At 63.7% G+C, this 15619-nt stretch carries 15 protein-coding genes; 12 read left to right on the top strand and 3 right to left on the bottom strand.

Annotated features, from left to right (window positions below; translation table 11 throughout):
- Positions 1 to 222 precede the first annotated feature (222 nt).
- Together cysC and cysD are read right to left on the bottom strand one after the other, a co-directional pair.
- Positions 223 to 2139: an adenylyl-sulfate kinase gene (cysC, locus tag XH80_RS42620; protein ID WP_271603784.1), complete on the bottom strand. Its 1917-nt coding sequence runs from the start codon at positions 2137 to 2139 to the stop codon at positions 223 to 225.
- A gap of 21 nt (positions 2140 to 2160) precedes the next feature.
- Positions 2161 to 2955, bottom strand: a complete 795-nt coding sequence (gene cysD / locus XH80_RS42625; protein ID WP_057759901.1) for a sulfate adenylyltransferase subunit CysD — start codon at positions 2953 to 2955, stop codon at positions 2161 to 2163.
- A 236-nt stretch (positions 2956 to 3191) separates the two neighbouring features.
- Here cysD and cysG point away from each other — a divergent pair, with 236 nt between their 5' ends.
- From cysG to XH80_RS42685, 12 genes are all read left to right on the top strand, one after another.
- On the top strand, positions 3192 to 4616 hold the full coding sequence (cysG, locus tag XH80_RS42630) for a siroheme synthase CysG (RefSeq protein WP_271603785.1): 1425 nt from the start codon (positions 3192 to 3194) through the stop codon (positions 4614 to 4616).
- Positions 4613 to 4930, top strand: coding sequence for a DUF2849 domain-containing protein (locus tag XH80_RS42635; protein WP_057759385.1), 318 nt, complete (start codon positions 4613 to 4615; stop codon positions 4928 to 4930). The genes cysG and XH80_RS42635 overlap by 4 nt, the downstream gene beginning before the upstream one ends.
- Before the next feature lie 11 nt (positions 4931 to 4941).
- The gene (locus XH80_RS42640; RefSeq protein WP_271603786.1) at positions 4942 to 6597 is read left to right on the top strand and encodes a nitrite/sulfite reductase; all 1656 of its coding nucleotides are present in this window, start codon (positions 4942 to 4944) and stop codon (positions 6595 to 6597) included.
- Positions 6584 to 7099 carry a DUF934 domain-containing protein gene (locus tag XH80_RS42645; RefSeq protein ID WP_271603787.1) on the top strand — a complete coding sequence of 172 codons (516 nt, stop codon included), beginning with the start codon at positions 6584 to 6586 and terminating at the stop codon, positions 7097 to 7099. Before XH80_RS42640 ends, XH80_RS42645 begins: the two co-directional genes overlap by 14 nt.
- The gene (locus tag XH80_RS42650) at positions 7096 to 7821 is read left to right on the top strand and encodes a phosphoadenylyl-sulfate reductase (protein WP_271603788.1); all 726 of its coding nucleotides are present in this window, start codon (positions 7096 to 7098) and stop codon (positions 7819 to 7821) included. The genes XH80_RS42645 and XH80_RS42650 overlap by 4 nt, the downstream gene beginning before the upstream one ends.
- Before the next feature lie 120 nt (positions 7822 to 7941).
- Complete coding sequence (locus XH80_RS42655; RefSeq protein ID WP_271603789.1) at positions 7942 to 8943, top strand: sulfate ABC transporter substrate-binding protein; 1002 nt, start codon at positions 7942 to 7944, stop codon at positions 8941 to 8943.
- 36 nt (positions 8944 to 8979) lie between these two features.
- Entirely contained in the window at positions 8980 to 9816 is an 837-nt protein-coding gene (gene cysT, locus XH80_RS42660; RefSeq protein ID WP_271603790.1) for a sulfate ABC transporter permease subunit CysT, read from the top strand.
- A gap of 11 nt (positions 9817 to 9827) precedes the next feature.
- Positions 9828 to 10739 carry a sulfate ABC transporter permease subunit CysW gene (cysW, locus tag XH80_RS42665; protein WP_271603791.1) on the top strand — a complete coding sequence of 304 codons (912 nt, stop codon included), beginning with the start codon at positions 9828 to 9830 and terminating at the stop codon, positions 10737 to 10739.
- The gene (locus XH80_RS42670; protein ID WP_271603792.1) at positions 10729 to 11769 is read left to right on the top strand and encodes a sulfate/molybdate ABC transporter ATP-binding protein; all 1041 of its coding nucleotides are present in this window, start codon (positions 10729 to 10731) and stop codon (positions 11767 to 11769) included. Before cysW ends, XH80_RS42670 begins: the two co-directional genes overlap by 11 nt.
- Before the next feature lie 78 nt (positions 11770 to 11847).
- Positions 11848 to 12351, top strand: a complete 504-nt coding sequence (locus tag XH80_RS42675; RefSeq protein ID WP_271603793.1) for a CAP domain-containing protein — start codon at positions 11848 to 11850, stop codon at positions 12349 to 12351.
- Between the two features lie 87 nt (positions 12352 to 12438).
- Entirely contained in the window at positions 12439 to 13614 is a 1176-nt protein-coding gene (locus tag XH80_RS42680) for a patatin-like phospholipase family protein (protein WP_271603794.1), read from the top strand.
- Between the two features lies 1 nt (position 13615).
- Positions 13616 to 14404, top strand: a complete 789-nt coding sequence (locus XH80_RS42685) for a 3-hydroxybutyrate dehydrogenase (protein ID WP_057759367.1) — start codon at positions 13616 to 13618, stop codon at positions 14402 to 14404.
- A 168-nt stretch (positions 14405 to 14572) separates the two neighbouring features.
- On the opposite strand, the gene XH80_RS42690 is transcribed toward XH80_RS42685, so the two are convergent.
- Positions 14573 to 15481 (bottom strand): sulfite exporter TauE/SafE family protein, encoded by a 909-nt coding sequence (locus XH80_RS42690; RefSeq protein WP_271603795.1) that lies wholly within the window; start codon positions 15479 to 15481, stop codon positions 14573 to 14575.
- Positions 15482 to 15619: the final 138 nt, after the last annotated feature.

Here is a 15619-nt window from a genome sequence, read left to right on the forward strand (position 1 = left end):
GGGCGCGTGAGGACGGCACCTAGGGGGGCAAATGCCAAAGTGATGGGCGCGATCTCTCCCCGGTGTCGTCCCGGCGAAGGCCGGGACCCATAACCACAGGGAGAAATTGGGCGAAGATTAGGAGTCCGGGACTCGCACCTCATCCCCACCGAAAGGTCACGCGGTATGGGTCCCGGCTTTCGCCGGGACGACACCGATGATGTGGCGCGACAATCGGCCGCCTCAAATATTCGCAGCGAGGTCCACGACTTCGTCGAACAGCACGCCTGACGATTTCAGCATCTGCTCGATCTCATCCGTGGCATCCGCAACCGTCCGCTTCGACGTGTCGATCACGAGTTCAGCGGCTTGCGGCGTCTCATAGTCGTTGCCGATGCCTGTAAAGGAGGCCAGCGCACCTGCGCGGGCCTTCTTGTAGTGGCCCTTGGGGTCACGCTCTTCGCACACTTGCGCCGGTGTCGCGACGTGGATTTCGCGGAACGCGATGTCGGCGATGCGGCGGGCGGTGGCACGGTCCTCGCGCGACGGGGAGACGGCGGCGACGATCGCGATATGGCCATTGCGCGCCAGATGCGTCGCGACCTCGGCAAGCCGGCGGATGTTCTCACTGCGATCAGCGGCGGAGAAGCCGAGATCGCCGTTGAGCCCGGCGCGCAGCGTGTCGCCGTCGAGCAGGATGGGCGAGCCGCCATTGGTGAACAAACGCCGCTCCAGTGCTTTTGCCAGCGTCGACTTGCCGGAGGCCGGCAGACCCGTAAGCCAGACCACGGCGCCGTTGTGGCGATAGCGCGCGGAGCGCTCGTCGGGACGCAGCGCCGATTCCACCGGCACGATATCGACGGGCACGGCCCGCTGGCCGGCATCGACCGACAGCACCAGGCCACCGCCGGCGATGCGCCCCGCGACTTCGATCACGAGACGGCCGGTGCGCGGATTCTCGGTGTAGGGATCGGTTGCAATCGGATTCGAAAGAGAAATGTCGATCTCGCCGACATGGTTGCGGCCGATCGCCTTGTTCTCGCTGCTCGAGAGCTCGCCCGGATCGACCGCCTTCTCGATGGCGACGACCGTGGCGCGGCTTTCCTTCGGCCCGCAGCGCACCAAGAGCTGATCGCCCTTGGCGAGCGGCTTGTCGTGCAGCCAGAAGATGCGCGCGCGAAGCCGCCGCGTCTCGCGCGGGGCGGCGCTCGCATGCGCGATGATATCGCCGCGCTCGACGAACAATTCGCGGTCGAGCGTGATGCCGACCGAGCGGCCCGCCCCCTGGCGGCTGCCGACCGGCGTCACCGGCCAGCTCTCGACCGACTTGATCCTGGCGATCTTGCCGGCCGGCATGATCACGATTTCGTCGCCTGCGATGAGGCTGCCGGATTCGATGCGGCCTGCCACGATGCGGCGATCGTCGAACTTGTAGATCGCCTGCACCGGCAGCCGCAGCGCCAACGCTTCCAGCGGCCGCGCCGGCTCCAGCCGATCCAGCGCCTCGACCACGGTCGGACCCTTGTACCAGCCGATGCGGCCGGTGCGCTCCGCAACGCCGTCGCCGTCGCGCGCGGAGATCGGGATCACCGCCGTCGGCGTCACGCCGAGGCCGTTGAGATGCGCGGAAATCTCGTCGCTGATCTCCTTGAAGCGATCAGCGGAGAAGTCGACGCGGTCCATCTTGTTGACGACTACTGCGACCTGCTTCACGCCGAGCAGGTGCAGGAGATAGCCGTGACGGCGGGTCTGGTCGCGCACGCCTTCGAGCGCATCGATGATCAGCACCGCGCCGTCGGCCTGCGAGGCGCCGGTGATCATGTTGCGCAGGAATTCGGCATGGCCGGGCGCGTCGATCAGCACGATGTCGCGCGAATTGGTGCGGAAGCGGATCTGCGTGGTGTCGATGGTGATGCCCTGGTCGCGCTCGGTCTGGAGCGCGTCGAGCAGGAACGACCATTCGAACGGCATGCCGCGCCGCGCGCTGACGGCTTTGAGCATTTCAAGCTTGCCGTCAGGCAGGCTGCCCGTCTCATGCAGGAGGCGGCCGACCAGCGTCGACTTGCCATGGTCGACATGGCCGACGATGACGATGCGCACTTGCGGACGCGTGGTCCCGTTCGGCGTGGCGGGCGAGGTGGGGGTGACGAGCATGTTCATGACCGCGATGCGTCCTTGAAGTCAGAGATAGCCGGCGACGCGCAGGCGCTCGAAAGCGTCCTCGGTCTCGTGGTCGAGCGCGCGGCCGGCACGCTCCGGCACCTTGGTCTGTTCGAGCTCGGCCAGGATCTCGTCGATGTTCGACGCTGACGATGCGACCGGATTGGTGATGTCCTGATCGCCCAGCGAGCGATAGCGCTTGCCGTCCTTGGCCAGATAGAGCGGGATGATCGGGATGTTCTCGCGCTTGGTGTAGGCCCAGATGTCGGCCTCGGTCCAATGCAGGATCGGATGGATGCGCAAATGCGCGCCCTGCGGCGGCGAGGCGTTGAAATGGTCCCAGAACTCCGGCGGCTGGTCGCGGACGTCCCAATTGCCTTCGAGGCCGCGCGGCGAGAACACGCGCTCCTTGGCGCGGGTGGCTTCCTCGTCGCGGCGAATGCCGGCGATCAGGCCGTCAAAGCCGTATTTGGCCAGCGCCATCTTGAGACCTTCGGTCTTGCGCGCGGCGGAACGGGCGGCGGGCGGCAGCGTTGGGTCGACGGCATCGATGGGCGGGCAAGGCTCGACGCGCAGATCGAGTTCCCATTCCTTTCCGTAGTGATCGCGGAAGCGATACATCTCCGGAAACTTCTTGCCGGTGTCGACGTGGAGCGCCGGGAACGGCACGCGGCCGAAGAACGCCTTCCGCGCCAGCCAGATCATCACGTTGGAATCCTTGCCGAGCGACCACAGCAGGGCGATCTTTTTCAGACGCGCAAACGCCTCGCGGAAAATGTAGATGCTCTGGGCTTCGAGCTGGTCGAGATGGTCCATGCTCGGGGCGGTCTGCTCGACCGGAATTTGCTCGGAAACGGAAGCTGCGAAGCTCAGCCCATCTGTGCCGGAATCGGTCTTGAGAAGATGCATCTCTGCCACTTTGCGTTTGGAGGCGAATTTTCTATAGTTGCGGTGCGGAAGAGAAGAAAAAAATTTCTCTTTGCACGCTCGAAATGACACATATATAGAAAATAATTCCAGTCAACCCCGGATGTGGGGGAAGCGAGTATCGCATGCGGTTCTTGCCGGTGTTCCTCGATCTCAAGGCCGGCCCGGTGGTCCTCATCGGCGCGGGTGAGCTTTTGCGCGCAAAACTGCGCGTGCTCGCCGCTGCCGGCGCGCGCATCCGTGTGTACGCGATCGACGGCAATCACGATCTGGGTCTGCACTCCGACGACACCGCGCGTATCGAGATCGCGACCGGCGATCCGCTCGCATCTGATCTTGCCGGTGTCATTGCGATCGTCGCCGCCGGCGCAGGCGATATTGGCGTGGCGATGTCGGCGCGGGCAAAATCGCTTGGTCTGCCCGTCAACGTCATGGACGACCTCGAACATTCCAGCTTCATCTTCCCGGCCATCGTCGATCGCGGCGATGTCGTGGTCGCAATCGGCACCGGCGGCACCTCGCCGGTGGTGGCGCGGCGCGTGCGCGAGAAGATCGAGGCGCTGCTGCCGGCGCGGATCGGCGAGCTCGCCGAGTTCATCGGCGGCTTCCGCAAATCCATCAACGAGCGCATCGCCGAGTTTCCGCTGCGCCGCCGCTTCTGGGAGCGCGTGATCGATGGTCCGATCGGCGCAGCCGTGCTGGCTGGCCGCAAGAGCGAGGCCGGCGCGGCGGTGAAGGCTATTTCTGATCCGTCCGATTTTGCGCGTGACGACAAGCCGGAAGGCTCGGTTGCGCTGGTCGGCGCCGGCCCCGGCGATCCCGACCTTCTCACCATCAAGGCGCTGCGCGCATTGCAGGATGCCGACATCGTCTTCCACGACGAGCTGGTCTCGGGGGAGATTCTCGATCGCATTCGTCGTGATACCACGCGCGTTGCGGTCGGCCGTCGCGTCGGCAAGCCCGGCATCGGCCAGGACGCCATCAACAAGCGCATGATCGAGGCCGCGCAAGCCGGCCAGCGCGTGGTGCGACTGAAGGGCGGTGATCCCTTCGTATTCGGCCGCGGCGGCGAAGAGGTGGAGGCGCTGCGCGCGGCGGGTGTTGCCTATTCGATCATCCCCGGCATCACCGCCGGCCTCGGCGGCGCTGCCGATTTCGAGGTGCCGCTCACTTACCGTCATGAAGCCACTCGCATCACCTTCCTCACGGCGCACAAGGCGCGCGATGCAGAGACCGTCGACTGGTCGACGCTGACCGACGCCAAAATGACCGTCGTTGTTTACATGGGCATGACCGCGGCACCTGCCGTGCGCGCCGGCCTGTTCGCCGCCGGCCGCTCGCCGGAGACGCCGGTTGGCGTGTTCGCCCGTGTCACGCGCCCGGACGCGCAAGGCGCGATCGGCATGCTGCGCGACCTGCCTGAGCTGGTGCGGCAGACCCATGGCGGTCCCGCCATCCTCATCATCGGCGACGTGGTCCGGCATGCCGGGTCGCTTCGTCGTCAAACCCCAAAGCAAATCATCTCTGACCTATTGGATGCAGCCGAATGACCTCCCCGCTTGAACAGAAGAAGATCAAAATCGCCGGCCCCTCGGTTGTGACCGCCAACCGGACCTGGGACGGCATCGTGGTCTACCGCACTGCCGCCAAGAGCTGGTCCGCAGACCTCTCGGAAGCCGCGATCGTGCGCAACTCCGACGAGGCGAAAACGTTGCTTGCTGAATCCGTGGCTGATGACGTCGGGGCCGTGGGAGCCTATATCGCCCCGGTGCAGGTCGGCGCAGACGGCAAGATCGAACCCGGCAATCTGCGCGAACAGATCCGCCGCACCGGCGTGACCATCGGTCAGTCGGCCCAGGCTTAAGGCATTAGTTGATGTACGCTTACGACGAAATCGACCGCACGCTCGTCAACGAGCGCGTCTCGGAGTTCCGCGACCAGGTGAAGCGCCGCCTCTCGGGCGAACTCACCGAGGACGAGTTCAAGATCCTGCGCCTCCAGAACGGCGTCTATCTGCAACTGCACGCCTACATGTTCCGCGTGGCGATTCCCTACGGGACGCTGGCGACGAACCAGCTGCGCGCGCTCGCCCATGTTGCGCGCAAATATGACCGCGGCTACGGCCATTTCACCACGCGGCAGAACATCCAGTTCAACTGGATCAAGCTCGCCGAGCTGCCGGACGCGCTGGAAGATCTCGCCAAGGTCGGCATCCATGCGATGCAGACCTCCGGCAACAACATGCGCAACGTCACCTCGGACCAGTGGGCCGGTGTCGCACCCGGCGAGATCGAGGATCCCCGCATCTGGTCGGAGCTGATCCGCCAGCACACCACGCTGCATCCGGAATTCTCGTTCCTGCCGCGCAAGTTCAAGATCGCGATCACCGCGTCGGATCATGACCGCGCCGCGATCAAGATCCACGACATCGGTCTGAAGCTGATCAAGAACGAGAAGGGCGAGACCGGCTTCGAGGTTCTGGTCGGCGGCGGTCTCGGCCGCACGCCGTTCATCGGCAAGACCATCAAGCATTTCGTGCATGGCCGCGATATCCTCAGCTATATCGAGGCTATCCTGCGCGTCTACAATCAGTACGGCCGCCGCGACAACATCTACAAGGCGCGCATCAAGATCCTGGTGCACGAGCTCGGCATCGAGAAATTCTCGCGCGAGGTCGATGAGGAGTGGCAGCACATCCGCAATTCCTCGCTCCAGATCGACGACGAGGTGATCGAGGACATCCGCTCCCGCTTCTCCTACCCGAATTACGAGAAGCTGCCGCACATGCCGGACGAACTGCGTCAGGCCGCGGCCGACGCCGACTTCGAGGCATGGCGCAAGAATTCGGTGGCCCCGCACAAGGTGCAGGGCTATTCCATCGTGACCATCTCGCTGAAGCCGATCGGCAAGCCCCCGGGCGATGCTACCGCGGAGCAGATGGAGGCGCTGGCCGATCTCGCCGACAAATATTCGTTCGGCGAGATCCGCGTCGGCCACGAACAGAATTTGGCGCTGCCGCACGTCGCCAAGCGCGATCTGCCGGCGCTGTGGAAGGCACTCGACAAGCTTGGCCTCGCCACGCCCAACGTCAATCTGATCACCGACATCATCGCCTGTCCGGGCCTGGACTATTGCTCGCTGGCCAATGCGCGCTCGATCCCGATCGCGCAGGAGCTGACGCGGCGGTTCGCCAACCACGAGCTCGCCAACCTGATCGGCCGTCTGCACATCAACATCTCCGGCTGCATCAATGCCTGCGGCCACCATCATGTCGGCCATATCGGCATTCTCGGCGTCGAGAAGAACGGCGAGGAGGTCTACCAGATCACCATCGGAGGCCGCGCCGACGAGAACGCTGCGCTCGGCACCTTGATCGGTCCGGGCGTCAAGTTCGACGAAGTCGCCGATGTCATCGAGGACGTCGTGGAGGCCTATCTCGCGCTGCGCGAGCGGCCCGAAGAACTGTTCATGGACACCGTGAAGCGCCTCGGCGTCGAACCCTTCAAGGAGCGCGTCTATGCCACTCGTTAATGGCGGAAAAATCGTCGACGACAGTTTCGTCAAGCTGGCCGTCGACACGCCGCTGCCCGAGGGCGGCGACATCCTGGTGCCGGCCGAGCGCTTCATTGCGGAGGCGGATGCGTTGGTCAAGCGCGCCGGCAAGGTCGGTGTGATCTGGCCGAACAACCGCGATATTGACGAGCTCGTGCCGTATCTCGGCAAGGTCGCCGCCGTTGCGCTGGTGTTCCCGACCTTCCGTGACGGCCGCGCCTACAGCCAGGCCCGGCTGCTGCGCGAGCGCTACAATTATCGCGGCGAGCTGCGCGCGACCGGCCAGATACTGCGCGACCAGTTCGTGTTCATGCTGCGCGCCGGCTTCGATTCCTTCGAGGTCAAGAAGCAGGCGGACGCCGAAGCCTTCATGCAGACCGCAAAGCGCTACTCGGTGTTCTACCAGCCGACCGGCGACGGCCGTATCACGGCCTTGCACCGGCGCATGCAGCTGCGTCACTCCGAGGGTGTCGGCACGTGAACGCCATCGCGCCTCAGGTCTCGTCCGTGTCCACGCTGCCTTCGGCGGAGGAGCTCGATCGTGCGTTGCGCGATGCCTCGCCCGCGGAGGTCATCGCGGCTGCGCTGAAGGCGGTCGGGCGCGACAAGCTCGCGCTGGTGTCGTCCTTCGGCACGGAATCGGCGACGCTGCTGAAGGTGATGGCGGACGTCGATCCGGCGATCCCCGTGATCTTTCTCGACACCGGCTGGCTGTTCGAGGAGACGCTGGCCTATCGCGACACGCTGATCGAAACGCTTGGCCTGAAAGACGTCCGCTCGATCAGGCCTGCCGAGGAGACGCTGACGCGCGAAGATCCGGACCGCGACCTCTGGTTCTCCGATCCCGATGCCTGCTGTCGTATCCGCAAAGTCGAGCCGCTCGCGCGGGCGCTCAAGCCGTTCTCGGCCTGGCTCAACGGCCGCAAGCGATTTCAGGGCAATGCGCGCGCCGATATTCCTGTCGTCGAGGACGATGGTGCGCGGTTGAAGTTCAACCCGTTCGCCAATGTCTCGCGCGAGGAACTGGAAGCGATCTTCGTCCGCGCCAAATTGCCGCGTCACCCGCTTGCGGCGTCGGGTTTTCGCTCGGTTGGGTGTATGCCTTGCACGAGCAGAACGGCCGAAGGCGAGGACGAGCGCGCCGGTCGCTGGCGTGGCCGCGCCAAGACAGAATGCGGCATCCATACGATGAAGACTTCGTAGCACAGGCACGCTGCCTTTCTACAAACAAGAAAATCCGGTTCCGTTGACTTAAGCGCGTTTCGCCCCGAGTTATGCCTGCCATCGACGCCGCCGCTGTCGTCGATGTGAATGGAGATGGACATGATGCGCCGTATCGTTCCGCTCGCAGCAGGACTGCTCGTTACGGGATTCTTGGCAAGCTCGGCTCTCGCCGCCGACATTAATCTGCTGAACGTGTCGTACGATCCGACGCGCGAGCTTTATGTCGACTTCAACAGGGCGTTCGCGACCGCCTATCAGAAGGAGACCGGCAAGAGCGTCGAGATCAAGCAGTCGCATAATGGCTCGGGCGCGTCCTCGCGGAGCGTCATCGATGGCCTGCCGGCAGACGTGGTGACGCTCGCGCTCGCCTACGACATCGACGCGATCGCGGCCAGGGGATTGACTGCCGCCGACTGGCAGAAGCGCCTGCCGCAGAATTCATCACCCTACACCTCGACCATCGTGTTCCTGGTGCGCAAGGGCAATCCGAAAGCCATCAAGGACTGGGACGACCTGATCAAGCCGGGCGTCGCCGTGATCACGCCGAACCCGAAGACGTCGGGCGGCGCGCGATGGAATTATCTCGCGGCGTGGGGCTATGCCGAGAAGAAGTTCGGCTCGGCCGACAAGGCCAAGGATTTCATCGCCAAGCTCTACCAGCAGGTGCCGGTGCTCGACACCGGCGCACGTGGTTCGACCGTGACTTTCGTCGAGCGTGGTGTCGGCGACGTGCTGCTCGCATGGGAGAACGAAGCCTACCTCGCCTTGAAGGAATTTGGCCCGGAGAAGTTCGAGATCGTCGCGCCGCGCCAATCCATCCTGGCGGAGCCGCCGGTCGCGGTGGTCGACAAGGTCGTCGACAAGAAGGGCACCCGCAGCGTTGCCGAGGCCTACCTCCAGTTCTGGTATACAAAGGAAGGTCAGGAGATCGCCGCGCGCAATTTCTACCGGCCGCGCGATACCGAAATTGCCAAGAAATACGAAAATTCCTTCGCCAAGGTCGAACTATTCACCATCGACGACGTTTTTGGTGGTTGGACCAAGGCGCAGAAAGACCATTTTGCCGATGGCGGCGTCTTCGATCAGATCTACAAGAACTGATCGGGCGCCGTCGGAGGGGGTTTGACAGGGGGCCTTGTGAGCGCAATCGCTTTACGACGCCGGACTTTGCCGGGTTTCGGTCTCACGATGGGACTGACGCTTTCCTGGCTGTCCGTCATCATCCTGATTCCGCTCGCCGGGCTGTTTCTGAGGTCCACCGAGCTCAGTTTCGATCAGTTCTGGGCCATCCTCTCCAGCCGCCGCACGTTGAACGCACTGCGCGTCTCCTTCGGGCTTGCGTTTGCGGCGGCCTGCGTCAATCTCGTCATGGGCAGCATCATCGTCTGGGCGCTGGTGCGTTATCGGTTTCCCGGCCGGCGACTCTTCGATGCCATCGTTGACGTGCCGTTTGCGCTGCCGACGGCCGTTGCCGGCGTTGCGCTGACCTCGCTGTTTGCCGAGAAGGGCTGGCTCGGCGCCCCGCTTGCTGCGCTCGGCATCAAGGTGGCATTCACGCCGCTCGGCATCTTCGTCGCCATGATCTTCATCGGCATTCCCTTCGTGGTGCGCACGGTCCAGCCGGTGCTGCAGGATCTCGATCCCGAGATCGAGGAAGCCGCGGGCAGCCTTGGCGCCAGCCGCTGGCAGACCATCATCCGCGTGATCCTGCCCTCGCTCGCGCCGGCGCTGCTCACAGGCCTCGCGCTCGCCTTTGCCCGCGCGGTCGGCGAATACGGCTCGGTGATCTTCATCGCCGGCAATCTGCCCAATGTCTCCGAGATCGCACCGCTCTTGATCGTGATCCGTCTCTCCGAATTCCGCTACGCCGATGCGACCGCCATCGCGGTGGTCATGCTCGTCGTTTCCTTCGTCATCATCTTCGCGGTGAACCGGTTGCAGCGCTGGGCGCAGGACCGGATTCCGGTGCACTAGGGCGAAATGCGATGACGATGCAGATCGCCGATAACGTTTCGCTGTCCTCGCCCGACGCGAAGTCGCGCGCCCATGCGGCCGCCGCGCGCAACAATCTCCGCACCGAGCCCAAGGCGGTGCGCCTCGTCATCATTACGCTGGCGATCGCGTTCCTGTCCGTCTTCGTCGTGCTGCCGCTGGTCGTGGTGTTCGCGCAGGCCTTCGCGAAAGGAATTCTCGCCTATCTCGCGGCGCTTGCCGAGCCGGAGGCGCTGGCGGCGATCAAGCTGACGCTGGTGGTCGCCGCAATCTCGGTCAGCCTCAATCTCGTCTTCGGCCTGGTCGCCGCCTGGGCGGTGGCAAAGTTCGAATTTCCCGGCAAGACGTTCCTGATCACGTTGATCGACCTGCCGTTCTCGGTGAGCCCCGTCATTTCCGGCCTCGTCTTCGTGCTGCTGTTCGGCGCGCAGGGCTATTTCGGCGGCTGGCTCAGGGATCACGACATCCAGATCCTGTTCGCGGTGCCCGGCATCGCGCTCGCCACCACCTTCGTGACCTTTCCCTTCGTGGCGCGCGCGCTGATCCCCTTGATGCAGGAGCAGGGCACGCAGGAAGAGGAAGCCGCGATCTCGCTGGGTGCCTCGGGCCTGCAGACCTTCTTCCGCGTCACGCTGCCCAACATCAAATGGGGCGTGCTCTACGGCGTTCTGCTCTGCAATGCCCGCGCGATGGGCGAGTTCGGCGCCGTCTCGGTCGTCTCCGGCCATATTCGCGGCGAGACCAACACCATGCCGCTGCTGGTCGAGATCCTCTACAACGAGTACCAGTTCGTCGCTGCGTTTGCGATCGCCTCGCTGCTGGCGATGCTGGCGCTGGTCACGCTGGTCGCAAAGACCATCCTCGAACGTCACCTCGACGAAGGACACGACGTCCATGACCATTGAAGTCAAAAATCTCGTCAAGAAGTTCGGCAGCTTTGCTGCGCTCGACGGCGTCGACCTCAAGGTCAATGACGGCGAGCTGCTCGCACTGCTCGGCCCATCCGGCTCCGGCAAGACCACATTGCTGCGGATCATCGCCGGCCTGGACTGGCCTGATGCCGGCGAGGTCTCCTTCAACGGCGAGGACGCGCTGGCACAGGGCGCGCGCGAGCGCCATGTCGGCTTCGTGTTCCAGCACTACGCGCTGTTCCGCCACATGAGCGTATTCGAGAACGTCGCCTTTGGCCTGCGCGTCCAGCCGCGGGCGGTCCGGAAAGACGAGGCGACCATCCGCAGGCGCGTGAAAGAGTTGCTCGATCTCGTGCAGCTCGACTGGCTCGCCGACCGCTATCCGAGCCAGCTCTCCGGCGGCCAGCGCCAGCGCATCGCGCTCGCCCGCGCGCTCGCGATCGAGCCGCGCATTCTCTTGCTCGACGAGCCCTTTGGTGCGCTCGATGCGAAGGTGCGCAAAGAGCTGCGCAAATGGCTGCGCTCGCTCCACAATGAGATCCATGTGACCTCGATCTTCGTCACCCACGACCAGGAGGAGGCACTCGAAGTCGCCAACCGTGTCGTCGTCATGGACAAGGGCAGGATCGAGCAGGTCGGCTCGCCCGACGATGTCTACGAGACGCCGGCGACCGCCTTCGTGCACAGCTTCATCGGCGAGTCCATCGAGTTGCCGGTTCAAGTCGATGGGGGCGTGGTCAGGCTGGGCGACAGCCCGCTGCAGCTCGCCGCGGAGGGGCTGGCGCCTGGCGCGTCAAGGCTGTTCGTGCGGCGACATGACATGGTGGTCGGCCCGGCCGGCTCGGGCGCCTTCGAAGGCGCGGTCCAGCACGTCCGCAATTTCGGCCCGGTGCAGCGGGCCGAGGTCACGCTCTCAGGCGGTGAGACCATCGAGATCGACGCCCCCCGCGACCGGGGACTGCGCGCCGGCGACACCGTTGGCCTCGAGCCCCGCCGCTACCGCATCTTTGCGGATGCCCGATAGGGTCGAATTTTCCTCAAAATTCACCTTTCAGCCATTGTTGGTATGCAACAACGCCCCCTCATTTGGGGGCCCCTGAACATGCGCGCTGCGGCCGCGATCCTTCTCATTTTGCTTCTCGCCGGCTGCGCCGGCAATGAAGCGCCGATCCAGCAGCCGTCGATGTATACCGACATGTCGGTCCCGGGCGCCAAGCTCGACGCGCCGGCCGCGGCGATCATGATCTCGCAATATCGCCAGAACAACGGCCTCGGCAGCGTCGAGATCGACCCCGAACTGATGCGGCTCGCCGAATCCCAGTCGGCCTCCATGGCCGCCGCCAACAAGATGGACCATGACGTCCGCGCGCCCCTGGGTAAGCGGCTCAACGCCGGCGGCTATCCGGCCACCGTTGCGGTCGAGAACATCTCGGCCGGCTATCATACGTTGGCGGAAGCGTTTTCCGGCTGGCGCGACTCGCCTCCGCATCGCGCCAACATGCTCAAGAGCGGTGTCACAAAATTAGGCATCGCGGCGAGCTATGCTCCGGGCACCAAGTACAAGGTGTTCTGGACCATGATCCTGGCGTCGACCGATCCCCGATAAGCCAGACTTGATCCCGGGTGCATTGACGTCGCGCTAGACTGTCGCCACGGTGGCTCGCGTTTTGCGATTATTTGCTAATATCCCCCTATGACCGATCATAGCCCGGAAGTCGCAACAGTCCCCGCGAAGGCGCAGCGCGTCCTGGTCCTCCAGGGCGGCGGCGCGCTCGGCTCCTATCAAGCCGGCGCCTATCAGGCGCTGTGCCATTTCGACTTCGAGCCCGAATGGGTCGCCGGCATCTCGATTGGCGCGGTCAATGCCGCCATCATCGCCGGCAATGAGGGCCACACCCGCGTCAAGCGGCTCAAGGAATTCTGGGAGATGGTCTCCGCGCCGGTGCCGTGGAAGCCGATCGGCAAGAGCGACCACAGCCGCGAGCTGTTCAATTCCACCAGTGCCGCGCTGATCGCGACCTTCGGCGTGCCCGGCTTCTTCACGCCGCGCCTCCCGCCCGCGCCGCTCTGGCCGCCGGGCAGTCCCCAGGCCGAGAGCTATTACGACACCGCGCCGCTGAAGAAGACGCTGGAGCGTCTCGTCGACTTCGATCGCATCAACGATCTGAAGACGCGGCTGTCGGTCGGCGCCGTCGGCGTCACCTCCGGCAACTTCAAATATTTCGACAATTACGAGTTCAAGAAGCTCGGCAAGCTCATCGGTCCCGAGCACATCATGGCCTCGGGCGCGCTGCCGCCGGGATTTCCGTCGGTCGTTATCGACGGCGAGCATTATTGGGACGGCGGCATCGCCTCCAACACGCCGCTCGACTTCGTGCTCGATGCCGAGGTTGATCGCGACCTGCTCATCTTCCAGGTCGATTTGTTCAGCGCCCGCGGCGATCTGCCGAATTCGCTGCTCGAGGCGACCGAGCGCGAGAAGGACATCCGCTTCTCCAGCCGCACGCGGATGAACACCGACAAGAACAAGCAGTTGCACAACGCCCGCAGGGCGGCGCGCGAGCTGATTGCCAAATTGCCCGATTATCTCAAGAACGATCCGTCCGTCGAGTTCCTCGCGAAGGTCTCTCGTGAGAGCACTGTCACGGTGGTGCACCTGATCTATCGCAGCAAGAACTACGAATCCTCGTCCAAGGACTACGACTTCTCGCATGTCGCCATGGTCGAGCACTGGGAAAGCGGCGTGCGCGACGTGCATCTGTCGATGCGCCACAAGGACTGGCTGGAGAAGCCGCAGTCCGGCGAGACCATGGTGACTTACGATCTCACGGGGGACGTCACCGCGCCCCCGGCAAAAAGGAGCGAATAATATGGGTACTCTCTCAGGCAAGAACGCCGTCGTAACAGGTTCGACCAGCGGCATTGGCCTTGCTTATGCGCGCGCATTCGCGGCTGCCGGCGCCAATGTCGTCATCAACGGTTTCGGTTCGCCCGAGGACATCGAGAAGGAACGCGCCAAGATCGAATCCGATTTCGGCGTGAAGGCGGTCTATTCGCCGGCCGACATGAGCAAGCCGGCCGAGATCGCCGGGATGATCGCGCTCGGCGAAAAGTCGTTCGGCTCGGTCGACATTCTCGTCAACAATGCCGGCATCCAGTTCGTCTCGCCGATCGAGGAATTCCCGCCGGAGAAATGGGACCAGATCATCGCGATCAACCTGTCCTCGGCCTTCCATGCCATCCGCGCCGCCGTTCCCGGCATGAAGAAGAAGGGCTGGGGCCGCATCATCAATACCGCCTCGGCGCACTCGCTGGTCGCCTCGCCCTTCAAGTCGGCTTACGTCTCGGCCAAGCACGGCATCGCCGGCCTGACCAAGACCGTGGCGCTGGAGGTCGCAACCCACAAGATCACCTGCAACTGCATCAGCCCCGGTTATGTCTGGACGCCGCTGGTGGAAAAGCAGATCCCGGATACGATGAAGGCGCGCAACCTCACGCGCGAGCAGGTCATCAACGACGTGCTGCTCGACGCGCAGCCGACCAAGGAGTTCGTGACGTCGGAGCAGGTCGCAGCGCTCGCGCTGTTCCTGTGCAGCGACGACGCCGCGCAGATTACCGGCACGAATCTGTCGATCGACGGCGGCTGGACGGCGGAATAACGGCCGAGATGCCGTAGGGTGGGCAGAGGCGCCCTTGCGCCGTGCCCACCATCTGTCTCCGATTGAAAAAGGTCGTGGGCACGCTTTCGCTTTGCCCACCCTAGAGACTGAAATTGGACATCGATGCAAACTGGTCCGCGCGGGCCAGTCGTATCCAGCGACAGCGCTTCAGTGCCTCAGCGCGGTTGAAGAACGGGCTGCCAAACCCGCAGGAATTCTTGAGCCGCGCGAGGCCGCTTTGGGGGAGCTGAAAAAGACGTACAACAAATAGACGTCTATCAGGATCGTACCCGCCAACACGCTGTATGCCCATGGGCTTGCCGCCAGGTTGAGCTCGATCAACACGCGCGAGAGACCGAATCCCACAACCCAGGCATCAAAGCTCATGCATATCCGGCGAAATGTCTCGGGATCCATCCGGTGGATGAAAAAGGCGCCAAGCGGAATACCAACGGTGGCACAGACGGCTAGCACCGGCAAAATGGCGGTGCTTTCTGCGATGAAGAGGCCGAGATAGTAGTAAGCGAGCGCAGTCAGGCAGGACTCGGTTACCCGAACCAGCGCCAGGCCGGCTCGAAACTCGTCTTTGACCAGACCCTGATTGTTGAACAACATCGCCAAAGGGGGGCCTGAAATGGTCGTTAACGAGTACAGGATTCCCAGGGTCGCTCCAAAGGGCAGGCCAACCAGCCAGCGTAATTGAATGGGCCTCCGCCAGCCGGCTGCCTGCAGTAGAATAAGAGGCAGGATAAGCGAGTAGGTGGCGAGTTTGATCCAGACGGGCTGAACCATGGACAGAGCATAGGCTCCGACCGCGATGCCAGGCAGCATGCCGATGAGGATGGGAAACACGCGCTTCCAGACAGCTGGAACGCCGGCTCGATTGATAAAGAGAACGTACACGTTCACGAAGACTTCGATCAGGACCAAAGCCGGATTGAGCACGCGGTTGGCATAGAAAACGAGCGCGACCGGCACGGTTAGGGACGAAAATCCATAACCAAGCGCACCGTTCACGAAGGCCGCAAACAGGGCGATCCCTGCAAGAACGATCAAAGCGGTGTCAATCGGAGGCATCTTTGGCTTTCATCCCAGCGGGCCGCGTGTCGTCCTCAGCGAGCCGCTGCCGACGCAGCTCATGCCGAGACTAAATCCCGGGGCGAGGTAGGGCGGATCAATCATGGCTGGCGGAATCTAGGTCTATCTCGTCAGTCG

Origin of the sequence: Bradyrhizobium sp. CCBAU 45384, assembly GCF_028128665.1 — a bacterium.
Lineage (GTDB): Bacteria > Pseudomonadota > Alphaproteobacteria > Rhizobiales > Xanthobacteraceae > Bradyrhizobium > Bradyrhizobium manausense.

Coding starts and splice junctions, on each gene's coding strand:
- cysC (WP_271603784.1), bottom strand. CDS start 2,139: ATGAACATGCTCGTCACCCCCACCTCGCCCGCCACGCCGAACGGGACC.
- cysD (WP_057759901.1), bottom strand. CDS start 2,955: ATGGACCATCTCGACCAGCTCGAAGCCCAGAGCATCTACATTTTCCGC.
- cysG (WP_271603785.1), top strand. CDS start 3,192: ATGCGGTTCTTGCCGGTGTTCCTCGATCTCAAGGCCGGCCCGGTGGTC.
- XH80_RS42635 (WP_057759385.1), top strand. CDS start 4,613: ATGACCTCCCCGCTTGAACAGAAGAAGATCAAAATCGCCGGCCCCTCG.
- XH80_RS42640 (WP_271603786.1), top strand. CDS start 4,942: ATGTACGCTTACGACGAAATCGACCGCACGCTCGTCAACGAGCGCGTC.
- XH80_RS42645 (WP_271603787.1), top strand. CDS start 6,584: ATGCCACTCGTTAATGGCGGAAAAATCGTCGACGACAGTTTCGTCAAG.
- XH80_RS42655 (WP_271603789.1), top strand. CDS start 7,942: ATGATGCGCCGTATCGTTCCGCTCGCAGCAGGACTGCTCGTTACGGGA.
- cysW (WP_271603791.1), top strand. CDS start 9,828: ATGACGATGCAGATCGCCGATAACGTTTCGCTGTCCTCGCCCGACGCG.
- XH80_RS42670 (WP_271603792.1), top strand. CDS start 10,729: ATGACCATTGAAGTCAAAAATCTCGTCAAGAAGTTCGGCAGCTTTGCT.
- XH80_RS42675 (WP_271603793.1), top strand. CDS start 11,848: ATGCGCGCTGCGGCCGCGATCCTTCTCATTTTGCTTCTCGCCGGCTGC.
- XH80_RS42680 (WP_271603794.1), top strand. CDS start 12,439: ATGACCGATCATAGCCCGGAAGTCGCAACAGTCCCCGCGAAGGCGCAG.
- XH80_RS42685 (WP_057759367.1), top strand. CDS start 13,616: ATGGGTACTCTCTCAGGCAAGAACGCCGTCGTAACAGGTTCGACCAGC.
- XH80_RS42690 (WP_271603795.1), bottom strand. CDS start 15,481: ATGCCTCCGATTGACACCGCTTTGATCGTTCTTGCAGGGATCGCCCTG.